At 58.4% G+C, this 21,430-nt stretch carries 21 protein-coding genes and 1 pseudogene; 7 read left to right on the top strand and 15 right to left on the bottom strand.

Annotation, left to right across the window (positions count from 1 at the left end):
- Nucleotides 1–25: 25 nt before the first annotated feature.
- The 4 genes from FFH21_RS23525 to miaB all read right to left on the bottom strand — a co-directional run bounded on the left by FFH21_RS23525 (nt 26) and on the right by miaB (nt 3,894).
- A complete protein-coding gene (locus FFH21_RS23525; RefSeq protein ID WP_002555318.1) occupies nt 26–868 on the bottom strand; it encodes an HlyC/CorC family transporter in 843 nt (280 codons plus the stop codon).
- Between the two features lie 5 nt (nt 869–873).
- Nucleotides 874–1,374, bottom strand: a complete 501-nt coding sequence (gene ybeY / locus FFH21_RS23520) for an rRNA maturation RNase YbeY (protein ID WP_004655632.1) — start codon at nt 1,372–1,374, stop codon at nt 874–876.
- On the bottom strand, nt 1,367–2,389 hold the full coding sequence (locus FFH21_RS23515; RefSeq protein WP_004666280.1) for a PhoH family protein: 1,023 nt from the start codon (nt 2,387–2,389) through the stop codon (nt 1,367–1,369). The genes ybeY and FFH21_RS23515 overlap by 8 nt, the downstream gene beginning before the upstream one ends.
- A gap of 176 nt (nt 2,390–2,565) precedes the next feature.
- Nucleotides 2,566–3,894, bottom strand: coding sequence for a tRNA (N6-isopentenyl adenosine(37)-C2)-methylthiotransferase MiaB (miaB, locus tag FFH21_RS23510; protein WP_005732197.1), 1,329 nt, complete (start codon nt 3,892–3,894; stop codon nt 2,566–2,568).
- A 130-nt stretch (nt 3,895–4,024) separates the two neighbouring features.
- On the opposite strand from miaB, the gene FFH21_RS23505 reads away from it, so the two are divergent.
- Nucleotides 4,025–4,351 (top strand): DUF1820 family protein, encoded by a 327-nt coding sequence (locus FFH21_RS23505; protein WP_002555314.1) that lies wholly within the window; start codon nt 4,025–4,027, stop codon nt 4,349–4,351.
- A 33-nt stretch (nt 4,352–4,384) separates the two neighbouring features.
- Here FFH21_RS23505 and FFH21_RS23500 read toward each other — a convergent pair whose 3' ends face one another.
- The 4 genes from FFH21_RS23500 to FFH21_RS23480 form a co-directional block, all read right to left on the bottom strand.
- A complete protein-coding gene (locus FFH21_RS23500) occupies nt 4,385–4,933 on the bottom strand; it encodes a tetratricopeptide repeat protein (RefSeq protein ID WP_002555313.1) in 549 nt (182 codons plus the stop codon).
- 297 nt (nt 4,934–5,230) lie between these two features.
- Entirely contained in the window at nt 5,231–6,514 is a 1,284-nt protein-coding gene (gene hemL / locus FFH21_RS23490; protein WP_002555312.1) for a glutamate-1-semialdehyde 2,1-aminomutase, read from the bottom strand.
- 271 nt (nt 6,515–6,785) lie between these two features.
- Nucleotides 6,786–7,403 carry a thiamine phosphate synthase gene (gene thiE, locus FFH21_RS23485; protein WP_002555311.1) on the bottom strand — a complete coding sequence of 206 codons (618 nt, stop codon included), beginning with the start codon at nt 7,401–7,403 and terminating at the stop codon, nt 6,786–6,788.
- A 23-nt stretch (nt 7,404–7,426) separates the two neighbouring features.
- Nucleotides 7,427–8,224, bottom strand: a complete 798-nt coding sequence (locus tag FFH21_RS23480) for a hydroxymethylpyrimidine/phosphomethylpyrimidine kinase (protein WP_004666278.1) — start codon at nt 8,222–8,224, stop codon at nt 7,427–7,429.
- Between the two features lie 371 nt (nt 8,225–8,595).
- Between FFH21_RS23480 and FFH21_RS23475 the strand changes: the two genes are divergently transcribed.
- From FFH21_RS23475 to FFH21_RS23460, 4 genes are all read left to right on the top strand, one after another.
- A complete protein-coding gene (locus tag FFH21_RS23475) occupies nt 8,596–10,590 on the top strand; it encodes a 7TM diverse intracellular signaling domain-containing protein (RefSeq protein WP_004655619.1) in 1,995 nt (664 codons plus the stop codon).
- 125 nt (nt 10,591–10,715) lie between these two features.
- Nucleotides 10,716–12,365: an acyl-CoA dehydrogenase family protein gene (locus FFH21_RS23470; RefSeq protein WP_004655617.1), complete on the top strand. Its 1,650-nt coding sequence runs from the start codon at nt 10,716–10,718 to the stop codon at nt 12,363–12,365.
- A gap of 52 nt (nt 12,366–12,417) precedes the next feature.
- Complete coding sequence (amn, locus tag FFH21_RS23465; protein WP_054088521.1) at nt 12,418–13,881, top strand: AMP nucleosidase; 1,464 nt, start codon at nt 12,418–12,420, stop codon at nt 13,879–13,881.
- 65 nt (nt 13,882–13,946) lie between these two features.
- The gene (locus FFH21_RS23460; protein WP_011169538.1) at nt 13,947–14,579 is read left to right on the top strand and encodes a pseudouridine synthase; all 633 of its coding nucleotides are present in this window, start codon (nt 13,947–13,949) and stop codon (nt 14,577–14,579) included.
- Between the two features lie 12 nt (nt 14,580–14,591).
- Here the strand turns inward: FFH21_RS23460 and FFH21_RS23455 are convergent, their stop codons facing one another.
- Together FFH21_RS23455 and FFH21_RS30890 are read right to left on the bottom strand one after the other, a co-directional pair.
- Nucleotides 14,592–15,071, bottom strand: a complete 480-nt coding sequence (locus FFH21_RS23455; RefSeq protein ID WP_011169537.1) for an Lrp/AsnC family transcriptional regulator — start codon at nt 15,069–15,071, stop codon at nt 14,592–14,594.
- Between the two features lie 348 nt (nt 15,072–15,419).
- Entirely contained in the window at nt 15,420–15,914 is a 495-nt protein-coding gene (locus tag FFH21_RS30890) for a hypothetical protein (RefSeq protein WP_371216487.1), read from the bottom strand.
- On the opposite strand from FFH21_RS30890, the gene FFH21_RS30885 reads away from it, so the two are divergent.
- Nucleotides 15,906–16,580, top strand: a complete 675-nt coding sequence (locus tag FFH21_RS30885) for a DUF6515 family protein (protein ID WP_306599905.1) — start codon at nt 15,906–15,908, stop codon at nt 16,578–16,580. The two genes, FFH21_RS30890 and FFH21_RS30885, sit on opposite strands and share 9 nt — an antisense overlap.
- Before the next feature lie 6 nt (nt 16,581–16,586).
- Here FFH21_RS30885 and FFH21_RS23445 read toward each other — a convergent pair whose 3' ends face one another.
- The 5 genes and pseudogenes from FFH21_RS23445 to FFH21_RS23425 form a co-directional block, all read right to left on the bottom strand.
- Nucleotides 16,587–17,480 carry a cation diffusion facilitator family transporter gene (locus tag FFH21_RS23445; RefSeq protein ID WP_004655604.1) on the bottom strand — a complete coding sequence of 298 codons (894 nt, stop codon included), beginning with the start codon at nt 17,478–17,480 and terminating at the stop codon, nt 16,587–16,589.
- Between the two features lie 25 nt (nt 17,481–17,505).
- Nucleotides 17,506–17,925, bottom strand: a complete 420-nt coding sequence (locus tag FFH21_RS23440) for a hypothetical protein (RefSeq protein ID WP_002555302.1) — start codon at nt 17,923–17,925, stop codon at nt 17,506–17,508.
- 297 nt (nt 17,926–18,222) lie between these two features.
- Nucleotides 18,223–18,491 (bottom strand): annotated as a pseudogene (locus FFH21_RS30690) (DUF1493 family protein); the annotation flags it as partial.
- Between the two features lie 91 nt (nt 18,492–18,582).
- Entirely contained in the window at nt 18,583–19,275 is a 693-nt protein-coding gene (locus tag FFH21_RS23430; protein ID WP_011169535.1) for an Abi family protein, read from the bottom strand.
- Between the two features lie 455 nt (nt 19,276–19,730).
- Nucleotides 19,731–20,297 carry an RNA 2'-phosphotransferase gene (locus FFH21_RS23425; protein WP_004667334.1) on the bottom strand — a complete coding sequence of 189 codons (567 nt, stop codon included), beginning with the start codon at nt 20,295–20,297 and terminating at the stop codon, nt 19,731–19,733.
- Nucleotides 20,298–20,479: 182 nt separating this feature from the next.
- Here FFH21_RS23425 and FFH21_RS23420 point away from each other — a divergent pair, with 182 nt between their 5' ends.
- Entirely contained in the window at nt 20,480–21,406 is a 927-nt protein-coding gene (locus tag FFH21_RS23420; protein ID WP_004655595.1) for a Gfo/Idh/MocA family protein, read from the top strand.
- Nucleotides 21,407–21,430 lie beyond the last annotated feature (24 nt).

The following is a 21,430-nucleotide window of genomic DNA, read 5'->3' as shown; positions in this document are numbered from 1 at the left end:
GATTCCTTAAAACAGCATCAAGTGGTTACGGACGTGAAATGGGAGTCACGCGCAGCAAATGAATGCGACGGCTGTCAGCGCTCAGGATGCGGAAACGATACGCACCGATTTCAGTGATTTCGTTGCGCTTGGGCAGATGGCCGAAGGCATTCATCACCAGACCGCCCACGGTGTCGAACTCGTCATCGGAGAACGCACTGTCGAAGAATTCGTTGAAATTCTCGACCGGCGTGAGGGCCTTGACCAGGAAGTCACCGCTGGGCAGTGGTTTGATATAGCTGTCTTCCTCGACGTCATGCTCATCTTCGATATCGCCGACGATCTGTTCCAGCACGTCTTCGATAGTCACCAAACCTGCCACACCACCGTATTCGTCAATGACGATGGCCATGTGATTGTGGTTGGCGCGAAACTCGCGCAACAGCACGTTGAGGCGCTTGGATTCGGGCACGAACGTAGCGGGACGCAGCAGCTTCTTGACGTCGTCGCTGTCGCCGTCGGCTTTAAGGATCAGAGGCAGCAGATCCTTGGCCAGCAGCACGCCGAGTACGTCATCGTGGCTCTCGCCGATCACCGGGTAGCGCGAGTGCGCAGCATCGATGACCGCAGGCAGGAACTCACGGGGTGTCTGGGTCGCCTTGATGCTGATCATCTGCGAGCGCGGCACCATGATGTCGCGCACTTGCAGGTCAGCCACTTGAATGGCGCCCTCGACGATGGCCAGCGCTTCGCTGTCCAGCAGTTTGTTCTGGTGGGCTTCGCGCAGCAGCTCAAGCAGCTCCTGGCGGTTTTTCGGCTCATGGACAAAGGCCTGGGTCAGTTTACCCAACCATGACTTTTGCCCGTTGCTCGATCGGTCTTCGCTCATAGCCCTTACTCGTGGTCCTTGCTTGGTGTGTCTGAATGGGGGTGGTCGGCACTTTCATCTTCTGCGTAAGGGTCGGGGTAGCCCAGCTCCTCAAGCAACGTTCGTTCCAGTGCTTCCATTTCTTCGGCTTCTTCATCATCGATGTGGTCGTAACCCAGCAGATGAAGGCAGCCATGAATGACCATATGTGCCCAGTGCGCGTCGACGGACTTGCCTTGTTCAGCAGCTTCGCGGTTGACCACCGGGACGCAGATGACCAGGTCGCCCAGCAACGGGATGTCCAGCATGTCGTCTGGAGCATCCGCCGGGAATGAAAGCACATTTGTAGCGTAATTTTTATGTCGCCAGGTGTGATTGAGCTCGCGCCCTTCGTTTTCGTCGACGAGGCGGATGGTCAGCTCGGAATCGGCACTGCGCTGACGCAAGCCCATTTCACACCAGAGGCGGAATCGGGCTTCGTCGGGGGCGCTTGTTTCGCTGGCAATCTGCAGGTCCAGCTCAAGCATCGCGGTTCTTGTCCCGTGGGTAACTGTTGTTGCCCGACGAACCATCGCTGAGCTGATCATCGAAACGCTCATAGGCCTCGACAATGCGCTGCACCAGCGGGTGGCGAACCACATCCTTGGGTTTGAAATGCGTGAAGCTGATGCCCGGCACGTCCTTGAGCACATCAATGACATGCGTCAGCCCCGACCGGGTGCCCTTGGGCAGGTCGACCTGGGTGATGTCGCCGGTGATCACGGCGGTAGAGCCGAAGCCGATACGGGTCAGGAACATCTTCATCTGCTCGACAGTGGTGTTCTGACTCTCGTCGAGAATGATGAAGCTGTTATTAAGGGTGCGTCCGCGCATGTAAGCCAGCGGTGCCACTTCAATGACCTGCTTCTCGATCAGCTTGGCGACGTATTCGAAACCGAGCATCTCGTACAGCGCGTCATACAGCGGGCGCAGGTACGGGTCGATCTTCTGGGCCAGATCGCCGGGCAAAAAGCCCAGTTTCTCGCCCGCTTCGACCGCCGGACGCACCAGCAGGATGCGACGAATCTGCTCGCGTTCCAGCGCATCGACTGCGCAGGCAACCGCCAGGTACGTCTTGCCAGTACCCGCAGGACCGATGCCGAAGTTGATGTCGTTGCTGAGGACTTCCTTGACGTAACGCTGCTGATTCAGGCCGCGCGGGCGAATCATGCCCTTTTTGGTGCGCAGCGAGACGCCGACTTCGGCGGCAGGGTGGTTGTCGAGGCCGTCCACGCCTGATTCCTGAAGGAACAGGTGGACCATGTCCGGCGTCAGCTCGGTACCCTTGGTTTCCCGGTACAGGCGGCGCAGAAGATTCTCGGCGGAGTGATTTTGTTTTGAGTCGCCAATGAGCTCGAATTGATTGCCGCGATTGCGGATCTCGATGTCCAGGCGTTGCTCGATCAGGCGCAAGTGCTCGTCGAGTTGCCCGCACAGGTTGGCGAAACGATGGGCCTCGAAAGGCTCGAGGGTGAAGCGATGAGGTTCTATGGGTGCGTTCAAGGTCGTTTAATGGCCGTCCGGCGGCAATTGAGATGTATTGAAGAATACCCCTGGCGCTGGTTGTGTGAAAGCTTTGCCTTGTTAAAGGCCGCGCCAGGGATTCACCGTGCTCAATGGTAGGGACCGCGCAGAACCGAATTCATTCGGCGATTCGTTTCTGCGGCGACATTCAAGTTTTACTGTAGCAGCGAGCCACGCAGAGAGTGAGGCTGCGCATCATCAATGTGTACGTCGGCAAACTGCCCGATCAGTTTCGGATTGTTGCAGCGAAAATTCACAATCCGGTTGTTCTCGGTGCGGCCCTGCAGTTCGCCAGGGTCTTTCTTCGAATAGTCGGTTACCAGAATGCGCTGGATGCTGCCCACCATCTGCCGGCTGATCTCGAAACCCTGCTGGTTCAGGCGGTGTTGCAGCGCGGCCAGGCGCTCTTTCTTGAGTGCTTCTGGCGTGTCGTCTTTCAGATCTGCGGCAGGCGTACCCGGGCGCGGGCTGTAGACGAACGAGAACGAGAAGTCGAAACCCACGTCTTCAATCAGCTTCATGGTGTTGTCGAAATCTTTTTCGGTCTCGCCGGGGAAGCCAACGATGAAGTCGGAACTGATACTGATGCCCGGCACGGCCGCCCTGAGCTTGCGCAAGCGGGACTTGTATTCCAGCGTGGTGTGGTTGCGCTTCATGGCCGCCAGAATGCGGTCGGAACCCGACTGCACCGGCAAGTGCAGGTGTTTGACCAGCTCCGGCACCTCCGCATGGGCCTGAATCAGGCTGTCGGAAAACTCCAGCGGGTGCGAGGTGGTGTAGCGAATGCGGTCGATGCCATCGACCGCGGCAACCACCCTGATCAGGTCCGCCAGATCTGCAACCCGCCCGTCGTGGGTGGTTCCGCGATAGCCGTTGACGTTCTGCCCCAGCAGGGTGACTTCACGCACGCCGTTTTCGGCGAGGTGGATGACTTCGCTCAGCACATCGTCAAACGGCCGGCTGACTTCCTCGCCACGGGTATAGGGCACCACGCAGAACGTGCAGTATTTGCTGCAGCCTTCCATCACCGATACATAAGCGCTCGGGCCATCGACGCGAGGCTCGGGCAAGTGGTCGAATTTTTCGATTTCCGGGAACGAGACGTCGACCTGCGGCAAGCGGGTGATACGCGCTGCGTCGATCATTTCCGGCAGGCGGTGCAGGGTCTGGGGGCCGAACACCACGTCCACATAGGGCGCGCGGTCACGAATGGCTGCGCCTTCCTGACTGGCTACGCAGCCACCGACAGCGATCACCATCTCGGGATTGGCCAGCTTCAATTCACGCCAGCGGCCAAGCTGGGAGTACACCCGGTCCTGAGCGCGCTCGCGAATCGAGCAGGTATTGAGCAGGATCACGTCGGCGTCTTCCGCGCGAGCGGTGACTTCCAGGGCCTGATGTTCGCCCAGCAGATCGACCATGCGCGAGCTGTCGTACTCGTTCATCTGGCAACCGTGGGTTTCGATATAAAGCTTCTTGGCCATGCGTGATCATCAACCGTATCAGTGAACCGAGCATTATAAGGATGAAGGGCTCGGGTTCCTAGCGTTGGCTGTCCGATGGACATGCTATAGTCCGTGCCCCTTTTTCATCTCCGATCGTTACCCGCCCGTTATGACCAAACGCGAAGCTCCAATCTACAAGGTGATTTTCCTCAACCAGGGACAGGTGTTCGAGATGTACGCCAAGCAGATCTATCAAAGTGATCTGTGGGGCTTTCTGGAAGTTGAAGAATTCGTTTTCGGCGAACGCACGACGGTTGTGGTGGACCCGAGCGAAGAGAAGCTCAAGGCTCAGTTCGAAGGCGTGGTGCGCAGTTTCGTACCAATGCATTCGATTGTGCGCATCGACGAAGTCGAGCGCATGGGCGTGCCGAAGATCAGCGAAGCGCGCGGCAGCAGCAACGTAATGCCGTTTCCCATGCCGATGCCGGAAAAGTAAGTCTGAATCGCAAGTGCCCTGAGCTATTGCTGGTCAGGGCAGCGGAGAGAAGGGGCTGCGCCCTTCGGCGGTCTGCAGTTCAAGCAGGTATTTGCGGAAGATCTGCCCCAGTACCTGGGTGGCAACTTCCAGTTCGTCGCGCTGCATCTTTGCCGATACCTCGTCGGCGGCATCCAGCGCTTCTTCCGAGCCATTGACTGCGGCCATCTTCAGCACGATATACGCCTGAATGTTATTGGCCTGCACCCCTTCACCACGGCTGAACATCAAGCCCAGTTGATACTGCGCCTGGGCATGGCCCTGCAATGAGGCCTGCTCGAAGTAATTCAGCGCCTGCGGCAAATCGCGAGGTGCATTTCTGCCCTCGTAATAGAACTCACCCAACTCGTACTGCGCCTGCGCATCCCCACCCTTGGCGGCCTGCTGGCACGCTTCAAGCGCAGCGGGCAGGTTCTCTGGCTGGGTATTGAGGGTGCAACGACCCATCGCCGGGATTAACAACGAGTTGCCGCCAGCAGTCGCCAGCAGGGGATAGACAAGCAACAGGCAGCCCAATACAAGGGTGCGGCCGGTGCGGTTCATGGGAGTCGACTTACCTCTGAAAAAGGTGCGGGCATGCCCGACCAGCTAAACGTGCTGGCTGCGCATTATGAAATAAGCAGAGCCAACCTTACAAAGTCTTTACGGATTTTCTGCTGCACGGCGTTGAAAACGCCCTTCTTTAGGGGGGGCATTACCTGAAACAACACTTCCAGTGACCTGTGTTTGCAGCATCCGCACTGCATTGTAGAAGCAAAATACGTACTTAGCGTTCCGTTTCATTCACAGGCATCACTCGCGCCGGTTCAATGACACCCGGCGCGGGTGAGTCTGACGAGCTTATTTCAGCGCAGCAAACGCTTTTTCCGCGGCATCGAGTGTCAGTTTCAACTCGGCATCGCCGTGTGCGATGGAGGTGAAGCCGGCTTCGAATGCGCTCGGCGCGAGGTACACGCCGCCCTCCAGCATCAAGTGGAAGAAACGTTTGAAACGCTCGGCATCGCTGGTCATCACGTCTTCAAACGTTACGATTTCACGCGCTTCACTGAAGTACAGGCCGAACATGCCACCCGCCTGGGTTGTCACGAACGCAATACCTGCTGCATCGGCGCGCTGTTGCAGGCCTTCAAGCAGGCGACGGGTGTAGTCGCTCAATTCATCGTGAAAGCCCGGGCGGCTGATCAGGCGCAGGGTAGTCAGGCCAGCGGCCATCGCCAACGGGTTACCCGACAGGGTGCCCGCCTGATAGACCGGACCAAGCGGTGCGATGTGCGACATGATTTCGCGTTTGCCGCCAAAGCAGCCGACCGGCATACCGCCACCGATGATCTTGCCGAAGGTGCTCAGGTCGGGCGTCACGCCGTAGTAAGCCTGTGCGCCACCGAGGGCTACGCGGAAACCGGTCATCACTTCATCGAAAATCAGCACCACGCCGTGCTCGTCGCACAGGTCGCGCAGACCTTGCAGGTAGCCAGGCGCAGGCGGCACGCAGTTCATGTTGCCAGCAACGGGCTCGACGATGATGCACGCCACTTCCTGACCCACTTCAGCCAACAGGTCACGCACGGCGTCGAGGTTGTTGAAGGGCACGGTCAGAGTGTGTTTCGCAAACGCTGCCGGTACGCCAGGCGAACTGGGTACGCCCAGGGTAAGGGCACCGGAGCCGGCCTTGACCAGCAGGCTGTCGGAGTGACCGTGGTAGCAGCCCTCGAACTTGATGATGCTGTCGCGGCCGGTAAAGCCTCGGGCCAGACGGATCGCGCTCATGGTCGCTTCGGTGCCGGAGCTCACCATGCGGACCATTTCCATGGACGGCACCAGTGCGCAGACCAGATCGGCCATTTCGGTTTCCATGGCCGTCGGTGCGCCGTAAGACAGGCCGTGTTCCAGCTGGCTGCGCACGGCATCGAGCACTTCCGGGTGGCTATGGCCAAGAATCATCGGCCCCCAGGAGCCCACGTAATCAACATAGCGTTTGTCGTCTTCGTCAGTCACGTAAGCGCCCGCAGCATGTTTGAAGAACAGCGGCGTGCCACCCACGCTTTTGAAAGCACGAACCGGCGAATTGACGCCACCGGGGATGTGTTTTTGGGCGTTGGCGAACAGTGTTTCGGAACGGGACATGATTGGGTCTCTGCTTTGAAACGGGGAATTCGTGTCTACGCTGGGGTCAGCCGAGGCGGGCAGCTTCAGGGTGGGCTGCTTTATTGGGTGGCATGAGCCAGAGAAGGCGCAGGAACGCGCACTATATCAAATGAAGGAGGATCCACGTACTCGTGGGAGCGAGCTTGCTCGCGAAGGGGGCGGTGCAGGACCCGAAAACAGAGCATTTTGAACCATCGCCTTCGCGAGCAATGTGGATCGCCTCCCCGGTCACTCCCACAGCAATTCTGCTCTACAACAACGCCATGAAGGCTTTTGCCCGGCGAGTGACTTCCTGGGCGTTTTCAGCGCCGAACAGGCCGTGTACCACGGCGAGCAAATCTGCTCCATGTTCGACCAGTTGCGGGGCGTTTTCCAGGGTAATGCCGCCGATCACGGCAATCGGCAAGTGAACCCTTGCACGCACCTGAGCAATCAGGTCCAGCGGTACTGCGGGGGCGCCGGGCTTGGTCAGGGAGTTGAAGAACCTGCCAAATGCTACGTACGTCGCGCCATCAGCCTTTGCCTGCTCGGCCAGTTCCAGACTGCCGTGACAGGTGGCACCGACAATCGCCTTGTGCCCCAGCAGGGCACGCGCATCCGGCAACGAGCCGTCGGTCTGGCCCAAATGCACACCGACGCCCAGACGCGCCGCCAGTTCGGCGTCGTCGTTGATGATCAGCCGCGTCTTGTAGCGTTCGCAGAGTTTGAGCAGCTCGGTCGCTTCGCGCAGACGGCGGGACTCGTCACTGGTCTTGTCGCGGTATTGCAGCAGCGTCACGCCGCCATCCAGCGCAGCTTCGACGTACGAGAGAAATTTGCCGGACAGCAACTGACTGTCGGTAATGGCATACAGGCCACGTAGTTTCATGAATCGAGCCTCATGGCGATGTGTTACGAGCAAAAATCCAGCGGCAACCGACGAGGTACAAATTGCCCGCGGCCCAGCTGTTCGGCGTCCCTGAGCGTTCGCCAGGTGTAGTCCAACGCCGATCTTACCGCGCTGACCAGTTCTTCTCCCTGGGCAATACGCCCGGCCAGTGCGCTGGCCAGTGTGCAGCCTGAACCGTGGTAGCTGCCGGGCAGGCGTTCGCAAATGAAAGTGTGGGTCTGAGCGCCACGCACATAAAGACGATTATGGATTTGCTGTTCGTCACCATGGCCGCCAGTGATTAACAGGTATTCACAAAACAGCAGTAGCTTGTCGGCGCACTCGTCCGCAGTACCCTCAGGCAGCTCGGCAAGAATGCGTGCTTCCGGAAGATTTGGGGTCGCGATGGTCGACAAAGGCAGCAGCCGTTCGCGCATGGCGTAGCCGACTTCATCCTTGCCCAGCCGTCCGCCGCCGCCAGCACGCAGCACCGGGTCGCAGACCATTGGCAAATGCGGGTGAGCAAGAAGCAGGTCGACGACTGTGTCGACCATCTCCAGCGAACCGAGCATGCCCAGCTTGACGGCGGCTACGTTCGAATCGTTGAGGACGGCATTGGCCTGTGCCATGACCCATTCGCGATCGAGCACGCGAAAATCACTGACATTTACAGTGTCTTGCACGGTGAGCGCAGTAATCGCCGGAGCGGCGTGACAGCCTTGGGCGAGCAGGGCTTCTATATCGGCCTGCATACCGGCACCGCCACTAGGGTCGTGGCCGGAGAGGCAAAGGACAACGGGGCGGGAGCTATAGATATTCATGGTGCGCGAGCTTATCACTAAACCTTTCGCGGGCCGCTCGGGGTGCCAGGTTTTTCTTGCTGGTGATGGTCCGTCGGCAACTGTCGCAGATTCGACAAACCTGCAAAAAATACTCATGTTTGGCCTGAAATAGCCGATGTAGAGCTATTGCCTTGATTTTTATCGCGATACTGTCTTTACGCTATTAGCGGCTATGCTTGTGTGGTCAGACCGATTACCGACGGTTTGCATCGTTTTTTATACCGATGCCAGCCAGGTCATCCCTACGTTCAATGGTCTGTTTGAATCATTAGCCTGTTTCAAGGACAGAAAATTGCGGGACGTCGTAATCAATGGATGGATTGAACGCGACGACCTACCTTGGGGCTTCAATGCGCTATCTGTTGATCATTCTGGCTCTTTGGCTGCCGTTGCAGAGTCATGCAGTCGAGTTTGATGAAAACACTCGTTTTCTGCCGTTGGGTCGTGCCATTCAGGTATTCGAAGACCCGACCGGCGATGCGACAATTGAAAGCGTCAGCGCCGCCGCTCACGCCGGTGCCTTTCAGTCCGTGCCTGCCGGGACCTTCAACGCCGGGTATTCGCGTTCCGCCTTCTGGCTGAAAGTCGAGCTGACCTATCGCCCGATAGACGCCAGCATCCATAACGACTGGTTGCTGGAACTGGCCTATCCGCCAATGGACCACGTTGATTTCTATGTCCCGGATGCCGACGGGAATCCCGGGCGGGTCTGGCAGACCGGCGACATGTTGCCGTTCTCCAGCCGCCAGTTCGCCCAGAACAACTACCTTTTCCAGCTGGACCTGCCAGCGGGTCAGACGCGAACCCTGTATATGCGCATACGCAGCGAAGGGTCGGTTCAGGCTCCGCTCAATCTCTGGTCTACTCACGCCTACCTCGAGGCGCAGCCCACCAAGGTTTACGTCTTCGGGCTGATCTACGGCGTGCTGCTGGGCATGCTGGTCTACAACCTGTTCATCTACCTCAGCGTCCGTGAGGTGGATTACCTGTACTACCTGCTGTATGTCGCCTCGTTCGGGCTTTACCAGATGTCGATCAACGGGGTTGCCATTGAATACCTGTGGCCTGACAGCCCCTGGTGGGCAAATGCGTCGACGCCCTTTCTGATGGCGCTGGCCACGCTGTTCGCGTGCCAGTTTTCGCGCAGTTTTCTGGGTACGGCACAGTTGGCGCGCTGGCTGGACCGCTTGCTGCTGATAGTCATCGGCGCTGCTGTGCTGGTGATGGGCATGGCCTTGTTCCTGGGTTACGGGCCAGCCCTGCGCGGGGCCACTCAACTGGTCATGACAGGGGCCGTGACGATCTACCTGGCGGGCATTGTCGCCATCATGAAAGGCGAACGGGTAGGGCGCTATTTTGTGCTGGCCTGGTCTGTCTTCATGGTCAGCGGGTTGATCTTCGGGCTGATGCTGCTGGGCTATTTGCCCAACACCTTCCTGACCATGTACGCCTCGCACATCGGCACAGTGCTGGAAATGGCATTCCTTTCCATGGCGCTTGCCGACCGTATCAACCATGCCCGGTGCCAGCAGGCGCGAACGCTGCTGGCGGCAGGTCAGGATCTGGAGCGTCTCAACCAGCAACTGGCCAACAGCAACCGGCTGAAAGATGAGTTCCTTGCCACGCTTACCCATGAGCTGCGCACGCCGATGAACGGCGTGATCGGGTCGCTGGAAGTGATGCAGACACTCGATATGGATGACGAACTGGAGATGTATCAGCAAACGGCTGCCAGTTCCGCGCGGGACATGATGAGCATGATCAACGGCATTCTGACCCTCACCGAACTTCAGGCCGGAGTGCTGTATGCCGACTGCAATGCCTTTTCGCCCGAAGACCTCACCGACAGGCTACGCAATCGCTTCCTGGGCGCGGCCCAGTCCAAGGGGCTGATTTTGACGCTCGATCTGGACGATAAGCTGCCGCCGTACCTGCGTGGCGACATCGACAAGCTCTACCAGTGCATCGAGTGCCTGGTGGACAACGCGATCAAATTCACCCGTAAGGGCGCGGTGCAAGTGCGCTTCAGCGGGCACCCGCAGGATCTGGAGCGCATGTACCTGCGGGTTGAAGTGATGGACAGCGGCATCGGTTTCAGTCGACTGGACGAAGCCCAACTGTATCAACACTTCTTTCAGGTCGACGGCTCCATGACCCGCGAATACGGCGGGCTGGGCATCGGTCTGGCGATTTGCCGGAAACTGGTCGAGTTGCAGGGGGGCGAGCTGAGTCATCGTTCCGAGCCAGGCAAGGGCAGTTGCTTTACCTTGAACGTCCCGATGCTGATGGTTGTACCGGGCGCAGTGCGCAGAGCCCCAGAACTCAAGGCTCAGTGGGGTATATAAAGCGTCATTTGATACGCGCATCAGGTAAAAGCGCCGAGATTTCGGCGGCTACGGCACTTTTGCAAATGTCGGGCGCGTGATTCACTGTTTGCATGTTGCGCGTGCACACAGGCAGGAGATGACTCATGAACCTGAATCAATTCGCCGAAACCCACGAAGTCACCAATCAACCGCCACCGCTGGACGGGGCGAACCTCTACCGTATCGACGTGCCGCTTCAGGAGTGGAGCAGCCGCTTCGGTGCGGGCTGGGCGCAACCGCGCATAGACGCTTACGGTGCCCTTGCAGGCGGCCCGCTGATGGAGGCGGGCTTTCTGGCCAATCAGAACAAGCCTGCATTCGCCAGCCATGACCGTTATGGGCACCGCATCGATCTGATCGAATTTCACCCGGCGTACCACCAGTTGATGAGCACGGCCATCGAGCATGGCATCCCGTCGTTGCCATGGACCGATCCGCAACCCGGTGCTCATGTGGCGCGCGCTGCCATGAGCTATCTGCATACGCAGGCAGAACCGGGCAGCGGCTGCCCGCTGACCATGACGTTCGCCAGTGTTCCTGCGCTCAGGCTGCAACCGGATCTGGCTGAAATATGGCTGCCCAAGGTGCTGTCTACTGAGTACGACCCACGTAACGTGGGCATTGCGCACAAGCGTGGCGCAACCCTCGGCATGGCCATGACCGAAAAACAGGGCGGCACCGACGTGCGCGCCAACACCACGCGCGCGTTCCCGGTAGGCGCAGGTGGCCCCGGCCAGGCTTATGAGCTGGTCGGACACAAGTGGTTCTGCTCGGCACCGATGTGCGACGCGTTTCTGACTCTGGCGCAGACCGATAAGGGCCTCAGCTGTTTTCTGCTGCCGCGCCACCGACCGGACGACACCCGCAACGAGTTCTATATCCAGCGCCTGAAAAACAAGCTCGGCAACTGGTCCAACGCATCGAGCGAAGTCGAGTTTCGCGGCGCGCTGGCGTGGATGATCGGTGAGGAAGGGCGCGGCGTACCGACCATCATTGAAATGGTCGCCATGACCCGTTTCGACTGCATGATTGGCTCCAGCGCCTTGATGCGTCAGGCGCTGACGCAGGCCACGCATCATTGCGCGCATCGTGCGGTCAGTGGCAGGGTGCTCGCCGAGCAACCGTTGATGCAGAACGTTCTGGCGGACCTGGCGCTGGAAAGCGAGGCCGCGCTGGCCCTGACCCTGCGCATGGGCCGTGCGCTGGACCATCTCGATGATGATCACGAAAAACGCTTTGTCCGTCTGGTCACGGCAGTGGGTAAATACTGGATCTGCAAACGGGCTCCGGCCATGATCAACGAAGCCGCCGAATGCCTGGGCGGTGCCGGTTATGTCGAGGACAGCATTCTGCCCCGGCTTTACCGCGAAGCCCCGGTCAACTCCACGTGGGAAGGCTCGGGCAATGTGCAATGCCTGGATGTGCTGCGAACCCTGTCCAAAGAACCAGGCGCGCTCGATGCGCTGTTCGACGAACTGGGCGACGGGCACGGCGATCGGCATCTGGCGGCGCATATAGCTGCATTGAAAGGTGCGTTTCAGGACACGAGCGATATTCAGTACCGCGCCCGCCAACTGACCGAGGGCATTGCCGTCGCCTTGCAGGGCAAGCTATTGCTGGAAGCGGGCAATGCCGCTGTCAGCGATGGCTTTATTGCGGGGCGAATAGCCTCTGGCGGGCGGGTGTATGGCACATTGCCGCGTGGTGTCGATGTCGAAACATTGCTGCTCAGGTCCTCGCCACAGGTGGCATGAGCACGCGAACCCGTTACGATGCACGTCTGCAAGATCAGACAGGACATGAATCGTGACCCAAGCCTTTGTTATTGTCGACACCGCCGAGCAGGCCGTAGAGCGGCTCGCCGAGCTGCATGAGCGCGCGACCAGCGCGCTGAGCCAGGCGCTCAAGCGCTATTTGAAAGACCGCGTCGAGCCCACTGCCGAGGAGCGAGCGCAATTCAGCTACCCGGAACTGCGCCTGGTCTACCAATGCAAGGGCGAAGTGCCGGTAACCACTCGTGCCTACGCCAAGGTGCAGCTGCCGGGCACTTACAGCGTTACCGTCACGCAGCCCAAGGCCTTCAAGAAGTACCTGCTCGAACAACTTGTCCCGCTGATGAAAGATTTCACCGTGACGGTCGAAGTCGGCATGAGCGAGCAGAGCATTCCTTATCCTTACGTGGTCGAGCAGGGCGATGAGCTGGCCGGCACTGGTGTTACCGCAGCGGCGCTGGCGCGGGTATTCCCCAGCACCGACCTGTCGGCTGCCACCGATGGTATTGCCGACGGCCTTTATGACTGGGCCAATGTCGACCCGCTGCCACTGGCGCTGTTCGATGCCGCACGGGTGGATTTCTCGCTGCGCCGTCTGGTGCATTACACCGGCAGCGACTGGCGTCATGTGCAGCCGTGGATTCTGCTGACCAACTACCACCGCTATGTCGACCAGTTCATCCTGCACGGGCTGGAAAAACTCCGCGAAGACCCGCGTTTCGTGCGTATGGTTCTACCGGGCAATGTGGTGGTCGACAAGAGCATGAGTCTGGATGAAGCCCAGGCCATCGTCGCCAGCGTGGTCTGGCACCGCTATCAGATGCCTGCGTACCACCTGATCGCCGAAGACGGCCATGGCGTGACCCTGGTCAACATCGGCGTCGGCCCGTCCAACGCCAAGAACATCACTGATCACCTGGCAGTCCTGCGTCCGCATTGCTGGCTGATGATTGGTCACTGCGGCGGCCTGCGTCAGTCGCAGACCATCGGCGATTACGTACTGGCCCACGCCTATATGCGTCGCGACGGCATTCTCGACCGCGTGTTGCCGCCGCATATCCCGATTCCGGCGCTCGCCGAAGTGCAACTGGCCTTACAGGAATCGGCGGCGCAGATCACCGGCGAACGCGGCGAAGAGCTCAAGAAGCGCCTGTGCACCGGCACGGTGTTGACCTATGACGACCGTAACTGGGAGCTGCGCTGGGCTCAGGAACGTCCATTGATAAACCTGTCGCGTGCCGTGGCGGTCGACATGGAAAGTGGCACCATCGCCGCTCAAGGGTATCGCCTGCGGGTGCCTTACGGCACGTTGCTGTGCGTATCCGACAAGCCGTTGCACAGTGAAATCAAGCTGCCGGGTTCGGCCAATGCGTTCTACGAACGTGCGGTCAGCCAGCACCTGAAGATCGGTATCGCCGCGCTGGACCTGCTGCGCACCGAGCTGAACTCGCTGCACTCGCGCAAACTGCGCAGCTTCGACGAGCCGCCGTTCCGTTAATAGATTGGTATTTGCACGAAGGGCCACTAAAGTGGCCCTTTCTGTTTTTTGATTGCCAAATTCCCATGTCCCGCACCCAACGCCCCGTTTCCCGCCGTCCTGCCTCCAATCCGGCAGGCGCTGCCCGGCGTGTCGCCAAAGCGCCACCGGCCGAGCCGAAGCTGTTCCTTTTCAACAAGCCATTCGATGTGCTGACTCAATTCAGTGACGAAGGAGGGCGCGCCACGCTCAAGGACTTCATCAAGATCCCCGGCATTTATCCGGCCGGACGACTGGATCGCGACAGCGAAGGCTTGTTGCTGCTGACCAACGACGGCCAGTTGCAGGCGCGCATCGCCGACCCGAAACACAAACTGGCCAAGACCTACTGGGTGCAGGTCGAGGGTGAGCCGACCGATGAGCAGTTGCAGCAGTTGCGCGACGGTGTCCAGCTCAACGACGGCCCGACCTTGCCCGCCGAGGCGCGGCAGCTCGATGAACCGCAACTGTGGCCAAGCAACCCGCCTGTGCGCTTTCGCAAGAGCGTGCCGACCAGCTGGCTGGAACTGGTGATCAAGGAAGGGCGTAATCGGCAGGTGCGGCGCATGACTGCTGCCGTCGGGTTGCCGACCCTGCGGCTGGTGCGGGTCAGAATTGGCGACTGGACGCTGGATGGCCTGGATCAGGGCCAATATCGGGAAGTCGCCGCAAATCTGTGAGGTCGAGCGTGCTCAGTTGCGCAAATGGGTCAGCGGCATTTCGGTGCTGGCCAGCACCTGATTGAGCACAAAGCTGGACTTGACGCTGGTCACGCCCTCGATCCGCGTCAGATGGCCCAGTAGCAGTTTCTGGTAGTGATCCATGTCCGGCACCACCACTTTCAGTTGGTAGTCTGCGTCCATGCCGGTCACCAGGCTGCATTCCAGAACCTGAGGCAGGTTACGGATTTGCTGCTCGAAATTCTCGAATCGCTCGGGCGTATGCCGGTCCATGCCGATCAGCACGTAGGCGGTGAGGTTCAGGCCAAGTTTCTTGCGATCCAGCAGGGCCACCTGGCGCACGATGTAACCGTCGTCCTCCAGTTGCTTGACCCGGCGCGAGCAGGGTGAGGGTGACAGACCGATGAGTTCGGCCAATTCCTGGTTGGATATGCGTGCGTCCCGTTGCAATTCAGCCAAAATGCTCAGGTCGTATCTGTCGAGCTTGCTCACGATGCACCCCTTTATCAATTCAATTGCGCTGGATTATTCATCTGAAGTCAAAAATTGCGCAAGTAATGTTTTAATCCGCAATATTAGCAATCCTCTGCCTTCGCCTCAGGCCTATTCTTTTAACCAGAATCACTGCCCGGACACAGCGTCCAGCGCGACTCGCCGAATCAGGCCAGTCGCGGCCTCCCACCCAACAGGGTGTGCCAGGCCCCCGGGCTACATACTGTCCAGAAGACGGCATGAGGTGAGCCAACGTCAAAAGCGTTGCGCCAGGGCGAAGTATCTCAAGGGGGCCATTTGGTCCCCTTTTCTTTGTCTGCTGATAAAGTGCGCAGAACGGCGCTACGCTTAAACAGTCTTAATGACGTCAACCCGCGCTCTAGTGAGGAAAGCATGAAATCTGGCATCTGGCAGTTTGCGGGTGTAAGTCTGTTGTGTCTGAGCATCAGCGCTCAGGCATTGGCCGACGAACGTGATGATTCGCCGCGCAATCAGTTGTACAACAGCTCTGGCGAAAACGGGCAGCAGCGTCAGCAACAACAGCAGCGCTTCCAGGAACAGAATAATCAGCAGCGTCAGATCCAACAGCAGCAGAATCAGCAGCGCCAGGTCGAGCGTCAGCAGCAACAACAGATCAACCAGCAGCAGATCAATCAGCAACGCCAGATTCAGGAACAGCAGAACCAGCAGCGTCAGGTTGAGCGCCAGCAACAGCAGCAGATCGATCAGCAACAACGTGATCAGCAGCGTCAGATTCAGCAGCAGCAAAACCAGCAGCGCCAGCAGTTGCGCCAAACCCAGAACAACCTGCCGATCCAGGGTGGTCCTGGAGAGGTGTGGCAAACCCAGCAGCCGCGTCAGGGCTACTATCAGGACATCCCGCGTGGCAACAACCGCAACTGGCAGGCCGGTAACGGCCGCCCCAATGATCATTGGGAGGGGCGTCCCGACGGGCGTGGCAATGGCTGGGGGCCAGGCCCGCAATATCGGCCTGGCTATGCGATAGATCGCGTACCGGGTGGCTACTCGCGTATTCCCTATCGTGGTCAGGACTATTACTACTCGGGTGGTTACTGGTATCGCCCGCAAGGCCCGCGTTATGTCGTGGTGACACCGCCTTACGGGGTACGTGTCAGCAGACTACCGTCCTACTCGCAGGAAGTGTGGATCGGCAGCAGTCTGCTGTTTCTGGCAGCCGGTACTTATTATGCCTACCAGCCTGACAGTCAGGACTACGTAGTGGTCAACCCGCCGCAGAACGAGGCGGTATATCAGGCCCCTGCTGGACAGCAGGTCAATGGCTACGATCCGGTTGCCTACCCTGCCAATGGCCAGAGCCCGCAACAGGTCGAACTGGATCACTATCAGTGCTATTTGCAGGCCGCGCAGCAGAGCGGCTTCGACCCGGCCAATGTCAGCGGCCAGCCGCCGCCGGACTTGGTGGATGCCTATCGTCGCTCGATGGGCGACTGTCTGGCAGGGCGTGGCTACAACGTCAGCGCCAATTGACGCTGATCAGGTATTGGCCTGCTTGACGACTTCCTGAGGGTCGGCGTGCACCAGCACTTCGGCCTTCGGGAATTGCTCGTGAATAGCATCGGCGACCTTGTCGCAGAGCGCATGGGCGACCGACAGGGTCAGTGTGCCCGGCAACTCCAGATGTAGCTGCACAAACCAGTGATTGCCGGAAATCCGTGTACGCAGATCATGCGCCCCAAGCACGCCCGGCACGTCGCACGCCAGCGCCAGCATGCGCGTGCTGACATCGGCGGGCAATTCTTCATCCATCAACACCGACACTGTCTCGCGGGCGATCTGCAAAGCGCTCCACAAGATGTACAGCGCGATGCCCAGACCAAAATACGCGTCCAGCTGTTGCCAGCCGAAATACGCAAGGGTCAGCGCCACCAGAATACTGGCGTTCAACAGCAAGTCGGAACGGTAGTGCAGCGAGTCGGCACGGATGGCCGCCGAGCCTGTCGCCTTGATCACCCGGTATTGCAAGGTGAGCAGTGCAAGCGTCAGTGCGATGGAAATCACCATCACCACCATACCCAACAGCGGCGCGCCCAGCGGCTCCGGGTTCTGGATGCGTTCGACCGCCTGAACAGCGATCAGCACGCCACTGACGGTGATGAACAGCGCCTGCGCCATACCCGACAGCGCTTCCGCCTTGCCATGACCATAGCGATGATCCTCATCGGCTGGGCGCAACGCGTAATGCACCGCCAGCAGATTGAGGAACGAGGCCGCGCCATCAAGCAGCGAATCGGTAAGGCCGGCCAACAGGCTCACTGAACCACTGAGCCACCAGGCAACGCCCTTGGCCAGGATCAGCGTCACGGCAACCGCCAGCGAGGCCCGCGTCGCCAGACGCAGCAGTCGGGAATGTTCGGCAGTGGTGCTCATGACGCTTCCTTGAACCATATCAATATCAGGCTGCCGGGACCAGGCCCAAGGCTGCCAGTTGTTCCACGCTGCCTTTGTGCTGAATCAGGCGTGGGTCGTTCAGTGGCAGGGAACGGCCCAGCTCGGTTTCAATGATGGCTTGCAGCTTGGTGTTGTCGACACTGCCGTCAGCCTTGATCGCCTTTTGCAGCTTCTGCGGATCGATCTGCGCATGCTCGCCGGGTGCGTAATAGATCGCGCCCGTCGCGAAGTCCACCGCAAACGCAATCACCCCGGGAACGATATAGAACAGCAGCGCAAAAGCATCCAGCGCCGCAATGGCCGGGTCAACCTTGCCATCAATCTGACCGCGACGGTCAGGATAGAAAATACTGCCGCAGGCAGAAATCTGAGTCAGCAACGTGGCGACCAGAACGCCACCGATCAAGCGAGAAGGAATGCGCATGGAAAGCTCCTGAGATGAAGAGGGCAACTATACAAGGCAATGGCTGCAAGGCTAAGACTATTGAGTGATGGGGTGGTTCTGCGGTTGATGAATGTTGATTTTCGTGCTGCAGCTCTGCGTTACCACGCGTAGTAACGGTCATCATATTGGCTTGAGCCACGTTTCCCGGCGTCATGGGGACTTGTGTATGAATATGAGCTAGGTGGCATGGGAACGAGAGGTGTCCGGGAGAGCGCCTTTCGTCGTGCCAAGGCTCGGCATCCGCAAGCAACCCATACTGTATAAGGACGCAGGTTGCCGGGTTTTGATCTCAAATATTTTAACCGGTATATCTTCGGTACGACCGTAAGTAGGCATTGAGCTAAACGTCATTTCCTCTAGCGTCTGGCAATTCCATACCTTCATTCTGGTCGCTTCGTACAGAATTCCCAATGTCAGAGGCGTTTTGGCGCGCCTGTCTTTGGCTCGGAACAGCATAAAAATATCTGTACCTTCCGGTTTGAAGTATCGACAGTGGTCGTAATCGCCCTGACCCACATTGAAGTGACAAAGAAGTCTTCTATGAAATGTCATCATTCCGTTTGGTAACATCTACCAAGCGATTTTCCGATCAGCTGCTGGATAAGCACTTCTTGGAATGCCGCTTACACGCTCTGCTTATTCGTTGCTGCCGATAATGCTCTCAGCTTGAGCTGGCTCCGATGAGTCTCGCCACTTCATCCAGTCGCCGAGTGTGGCAGGTAATCGATCGTGGATCTTTATCCATGCATGTAATCCAGGTTCGATCCACTTGATGACTTCAGATACATCTCTATGCAGTTCATAGAGCGGTTGCCACAAAAGCGGCTCATGGTGGAAGCAACGGTTCCGCAGGTCACGTCCCTTGTTCAGGCGAGTGCGAATGTTGTCGGGTTGTCGCATGCTTTTAGGGCAGAAATAGAAAACCCGCATTAGCGGTTTTGACAGGTTGATGATGGTCGCCCGGTTGAATAGAGACGTCCAGAAGCCGAAGCTTAGCTCGGCTACGATGTTGTCTGGCGTAAGCTCAACCCTTCGATTACGAAGCTCATTCTTGGCCTCTGAAATCTTGTCATAAAGTTTCTGGAAATTTGCATTGCCAGTACCATTCCATTCTTCGTACCAGTCATCCCGGCCGTACTCCAAGGCCATTTCTTTCTGAATTCCCTTACGCACAGCTACCTCAAGAACATGAAAAACTGAAACGAGAGACTCGGCAATTTTCATATTGTGGACGTAAGCCTCTGCGGCTCGGTCCTTGTCTCGGTTGCCTTTCAGGTAGCGGGACATCCTTGGCGTAGAAAGCTTCGCCTCCAGCGTTTGCCAAACCATAGCGACTCACTGCTCCTGAGTGTAAAGATGGCCGGTAGGCATTCCTTGGGCCAAAACCGAAAGGGTACACGTCAAAGATTTCTCGTAGAAGCCCATAGCTGTATCTGGATGGCTTTAAGACAAATTATCGAGGCGCGAGCGAGAAAGCGAAGTGAGCCCTGTCTTGGCGTGTGCTGGAGTTGGGCAAGCAGCCTAAGGTGCTCGTTCTGATCGCGATAGGTAGGTCAGGCGCTTTCAAATCCTATCTTGGGAGTTGACGTTGTCTCGTAGTGTGGTAAATTTACGTCGCTGCCCTGGAAACTCCACTCCCGTGCCACAAGAAACGGTGATGAGACTAGGTTAAGTTGTGGCCCCGCTTGCGGGGCCTCCTCGTTTTCGGAATTTGGTAACGGCGGGTATCGTTTCCGACGCTCGGCTCTGGTTCTTGCCTGCTCACAATCACCTGTGCTGCGCGACTATTCAGGTATGGGCAAACGCAGGACTGTGAGTGAATCTCGACTCACCGCTTTCACCAACCAAATCCCGTTATCTGCCTGAAAAAACCGTACCCCGGCTTCAAACATACCCTTCGCGTCAACGGCAAGAAGCACCGGTTGCCCGTATCGTTTGCCGACGCTCATTGCGGTCTCTGGATCCTCAGTCAGATGAACATGATGCCGACTGCCTGCGATCAGCCCCTGTGTCTCGATGGAGGTCATGAAGCGACTTGCGGTGCCATGATAAAGCGTAGCTGGCGGTTCCTTTTCGGCGTGCTGCACTTGAACCTGAACGGTGCTGTGGCCCTGTGCTGCACGAATGCGCTGGTCATCTTCGGATAGCGTGAAGCGTTTTTTCTCGTTGGTCTCAACCACTTCATTCAATGCCTGGCGGTCGAAAGCATAGCCATGCGCGTTTGCTTTCCGGATCAGATCATCGACCTCACTCCAGCCGTCGCGGTCCAGGGTCAGGCCCATTGATTCGGGGGCGTGGCGCAGCAGGTAGCTGAGCAATTTGCTGATTTCGTCACGTTGCTTTTTGTTCAAGGACGTGCACTTTTTCATTTGGGTGTGCGCCAAGTCTAAAGACAAACGTTAAACGGCTTCCATGCTCTCATCAGACGGTCTTTGACCGAAAACACTCCAGCTTTGCCAGTGTCCCCTTACCGCCCACTATTAACATCTGGTTTACTGTGCTCACGATAATTACAAAAACTCAGGAGTCATGTATGCAACCGATTCGTCTCGGTCTGGTGGGCTACGGCAAGATTGCGCAGGATCAACACGTCCCTGCCATCCACGCCAACCCCGCATTTGAGCTGGTGGCTGTCGCTACGCAAGGGCAGCCGTGTGCCGGGGTGGAGAACTTCAAGTCGCTGGGTGAGTTGCTCGAGAGTGGAGTGCAGGTTGACGCTATTGCGTTCTGTACGCCCCCGCAAGGTCGGTTTGCCTTGGTGCAAGAGGCATTGGCGGCAGGCAAACACGTGCTGGTCGAGAAACCGCCATGTGCGACGCTGGGTGAGGCGATGGCGTTGGTGGAGCACGTGTCGGAGCAGGGCGTCAGTGGTCTGTTCGCCTGGCATTCGCGTTATGCGCAGGGTATCGAAGCGGCGCGTGAGTGGTTGTCCACTCGTACTCTGCAAAGTGTCCAGATCGACTGGAAGGAAGATGTGCGCAAATGGCACCCCGGTCAGGCGTGGATCTGGCAGCCCGGCGGCCTGGGTGTTTTCGATCCCGGCATCAACGCCCTGTCGATAGTGACCCATTTGCTGCCACTTCCATTGTTCGTCGAGTCTGCCGAACTGCGCGTGCCGAGCAACTGTCAGTCGCCAATTGCCGCTTCTATCAAGATGTCCGACACGCGTCAGCTCGATATCCGTGCCGAGTTCGACTTCGATCACGGTCATGACGAACTCTGGAGCATCGAGATTCGTTGCGCCGAAGGCACCTTGCGCCTGGATAACGGCGGCGCGCTGTTGAGTATCGATGGCGTGCGCCAGACGGTTTCGGAGGAAGGCGAGTACGCGGCGGTGTATCAACACTTCCAACAGTTGATCGGCAACAAGGCCAGTGACCTGGACCTTCAACCGTTGCGGCTGGTCGCGGACAGTTTTTTCGTGGGCAGTCGGGCATCCGTTGAACCGTTCTACGACTAAGAGCCTCTCAGGTACAGGTGGGGG

Source organism: Pseudomonas sp. KBS0707, from assembly GCF_005937945.2.
GTDB lineage: Bacteria > Pseudomonadota > Gammaproteobacteria > Pseudomonadales > Pseudomonadaceae > Aquipseudomonas > Aquipseudomonas amygdali.
The sequence above is the reverse complement of the archived record's forward strand: the minus strand, read 5'-3'. Positions and strand labels throughout refer to the sequence as shown.

Bases quoted from the DNA above. Each gene is read 5' to 3' on its own strand.
- FFH21_RS23525 (WP_002555318.1), bottom strand. From the start codon at position 868: ATGAGCGAAGACCGATCGAGCAACGGGCAAAAGTCATGGTTGGGTAAA.
- ybeY (WP_004655632.1), bottom strand. From the start codon at position 1,374: ATGCTTGAGCTGGACCTGCAGATTGCCAGCGAAACAAGCGCCCCCGAC.
- miaB (WP_005732197.1), bottom strand. From the start codon at position 3,894: ATGGCCAAGAAGCTTTATATCGAAACCCACGGTTGCCAGATGAACGAG.
- FFH21_RS23505 (WP_002555314.1), top strand. From the start codon at position 4,025: ATGACCAAACGCGAAGCTCCAATCTACAAGGTGATTTTCCTCAACCAG.
- FFH21_RS23500 (WP_002555313.1), bottom strand. From the start codon at position 4,933: ATGAACCGCACCGGCCGCACCCTTGTATTGGGCTGCCTGTTGCTTGTC.
- hemL (WP_002555312.1), bottom strand. From the start codon at position 6,514: ATGTCCCGTTCCGAAACACTGTTCGCCAACGCCCAAAAACACATCCCC.
- thiE (WP_002555311.1), bottom strand. From the start codon at position 7,403: ATGAAACTACGTGGCCTGTATGCCATTACCGACAGTCAGTTGCTGTCC.
- FFH21_RS23480 (WP_004666278.1), bottom strand. From the start codon at position 8,224: ATGAATATCTATAGCTCCCGCCCCGTTGTCCTTTGCCTCTCCGGCCAC.
- FFH21_RS23475 (WP_004655619.1), top strand. From the start codon at position 8,596: ATGCGCTATCTGTTGATCATTCTGGCTCTTTGGCTGCCGTTGCAGAGT.
- FFH21_RS23470 (WP_004655617.1), top strand. From the start codon at position 10,716: ATGAACCTGAATCAATTCGCCGAAACCCACGAAGTCACCAATCAACCG.
- FFH21_RS23460 (WP_011169538.1), top strand. From the start codon at position 13,947: ATGTCCCGCACCCAACGCCCCGTTTCCCGCCGTCCTGCCTCCAATCCG.
- FFH21_RS23445 (WP_004655604.1), bottom strand. From the start codon at position 17,480: ATGAGCACCACTGCCGAACATTCCCGACTGCTGCGTCTGGCGACGCGG.
- FFH21_RS23440 (WP_002555302.1), bottom strand. From the start codon at position 17,925: ATGCGCATTCCTTCTCGCTTGATCGGTGGCGTTCTGGTCGCCACGTTG.
- FFH21_RS23430 (WP_011169535.1), bottom strand. From the start codon at position 19,275: ATGGTTTGGCAAACGCTGGAGGCGAAGCTTTCTACGCCAAGGATGTCC.
- FFH21_RS23420 (WP_004655595.1), top strand. From the start codon at position 20,480: ATGCAACCGATTCGTCTCGGTCTGGTGGGCTACGGCAAGATTGCGCAG.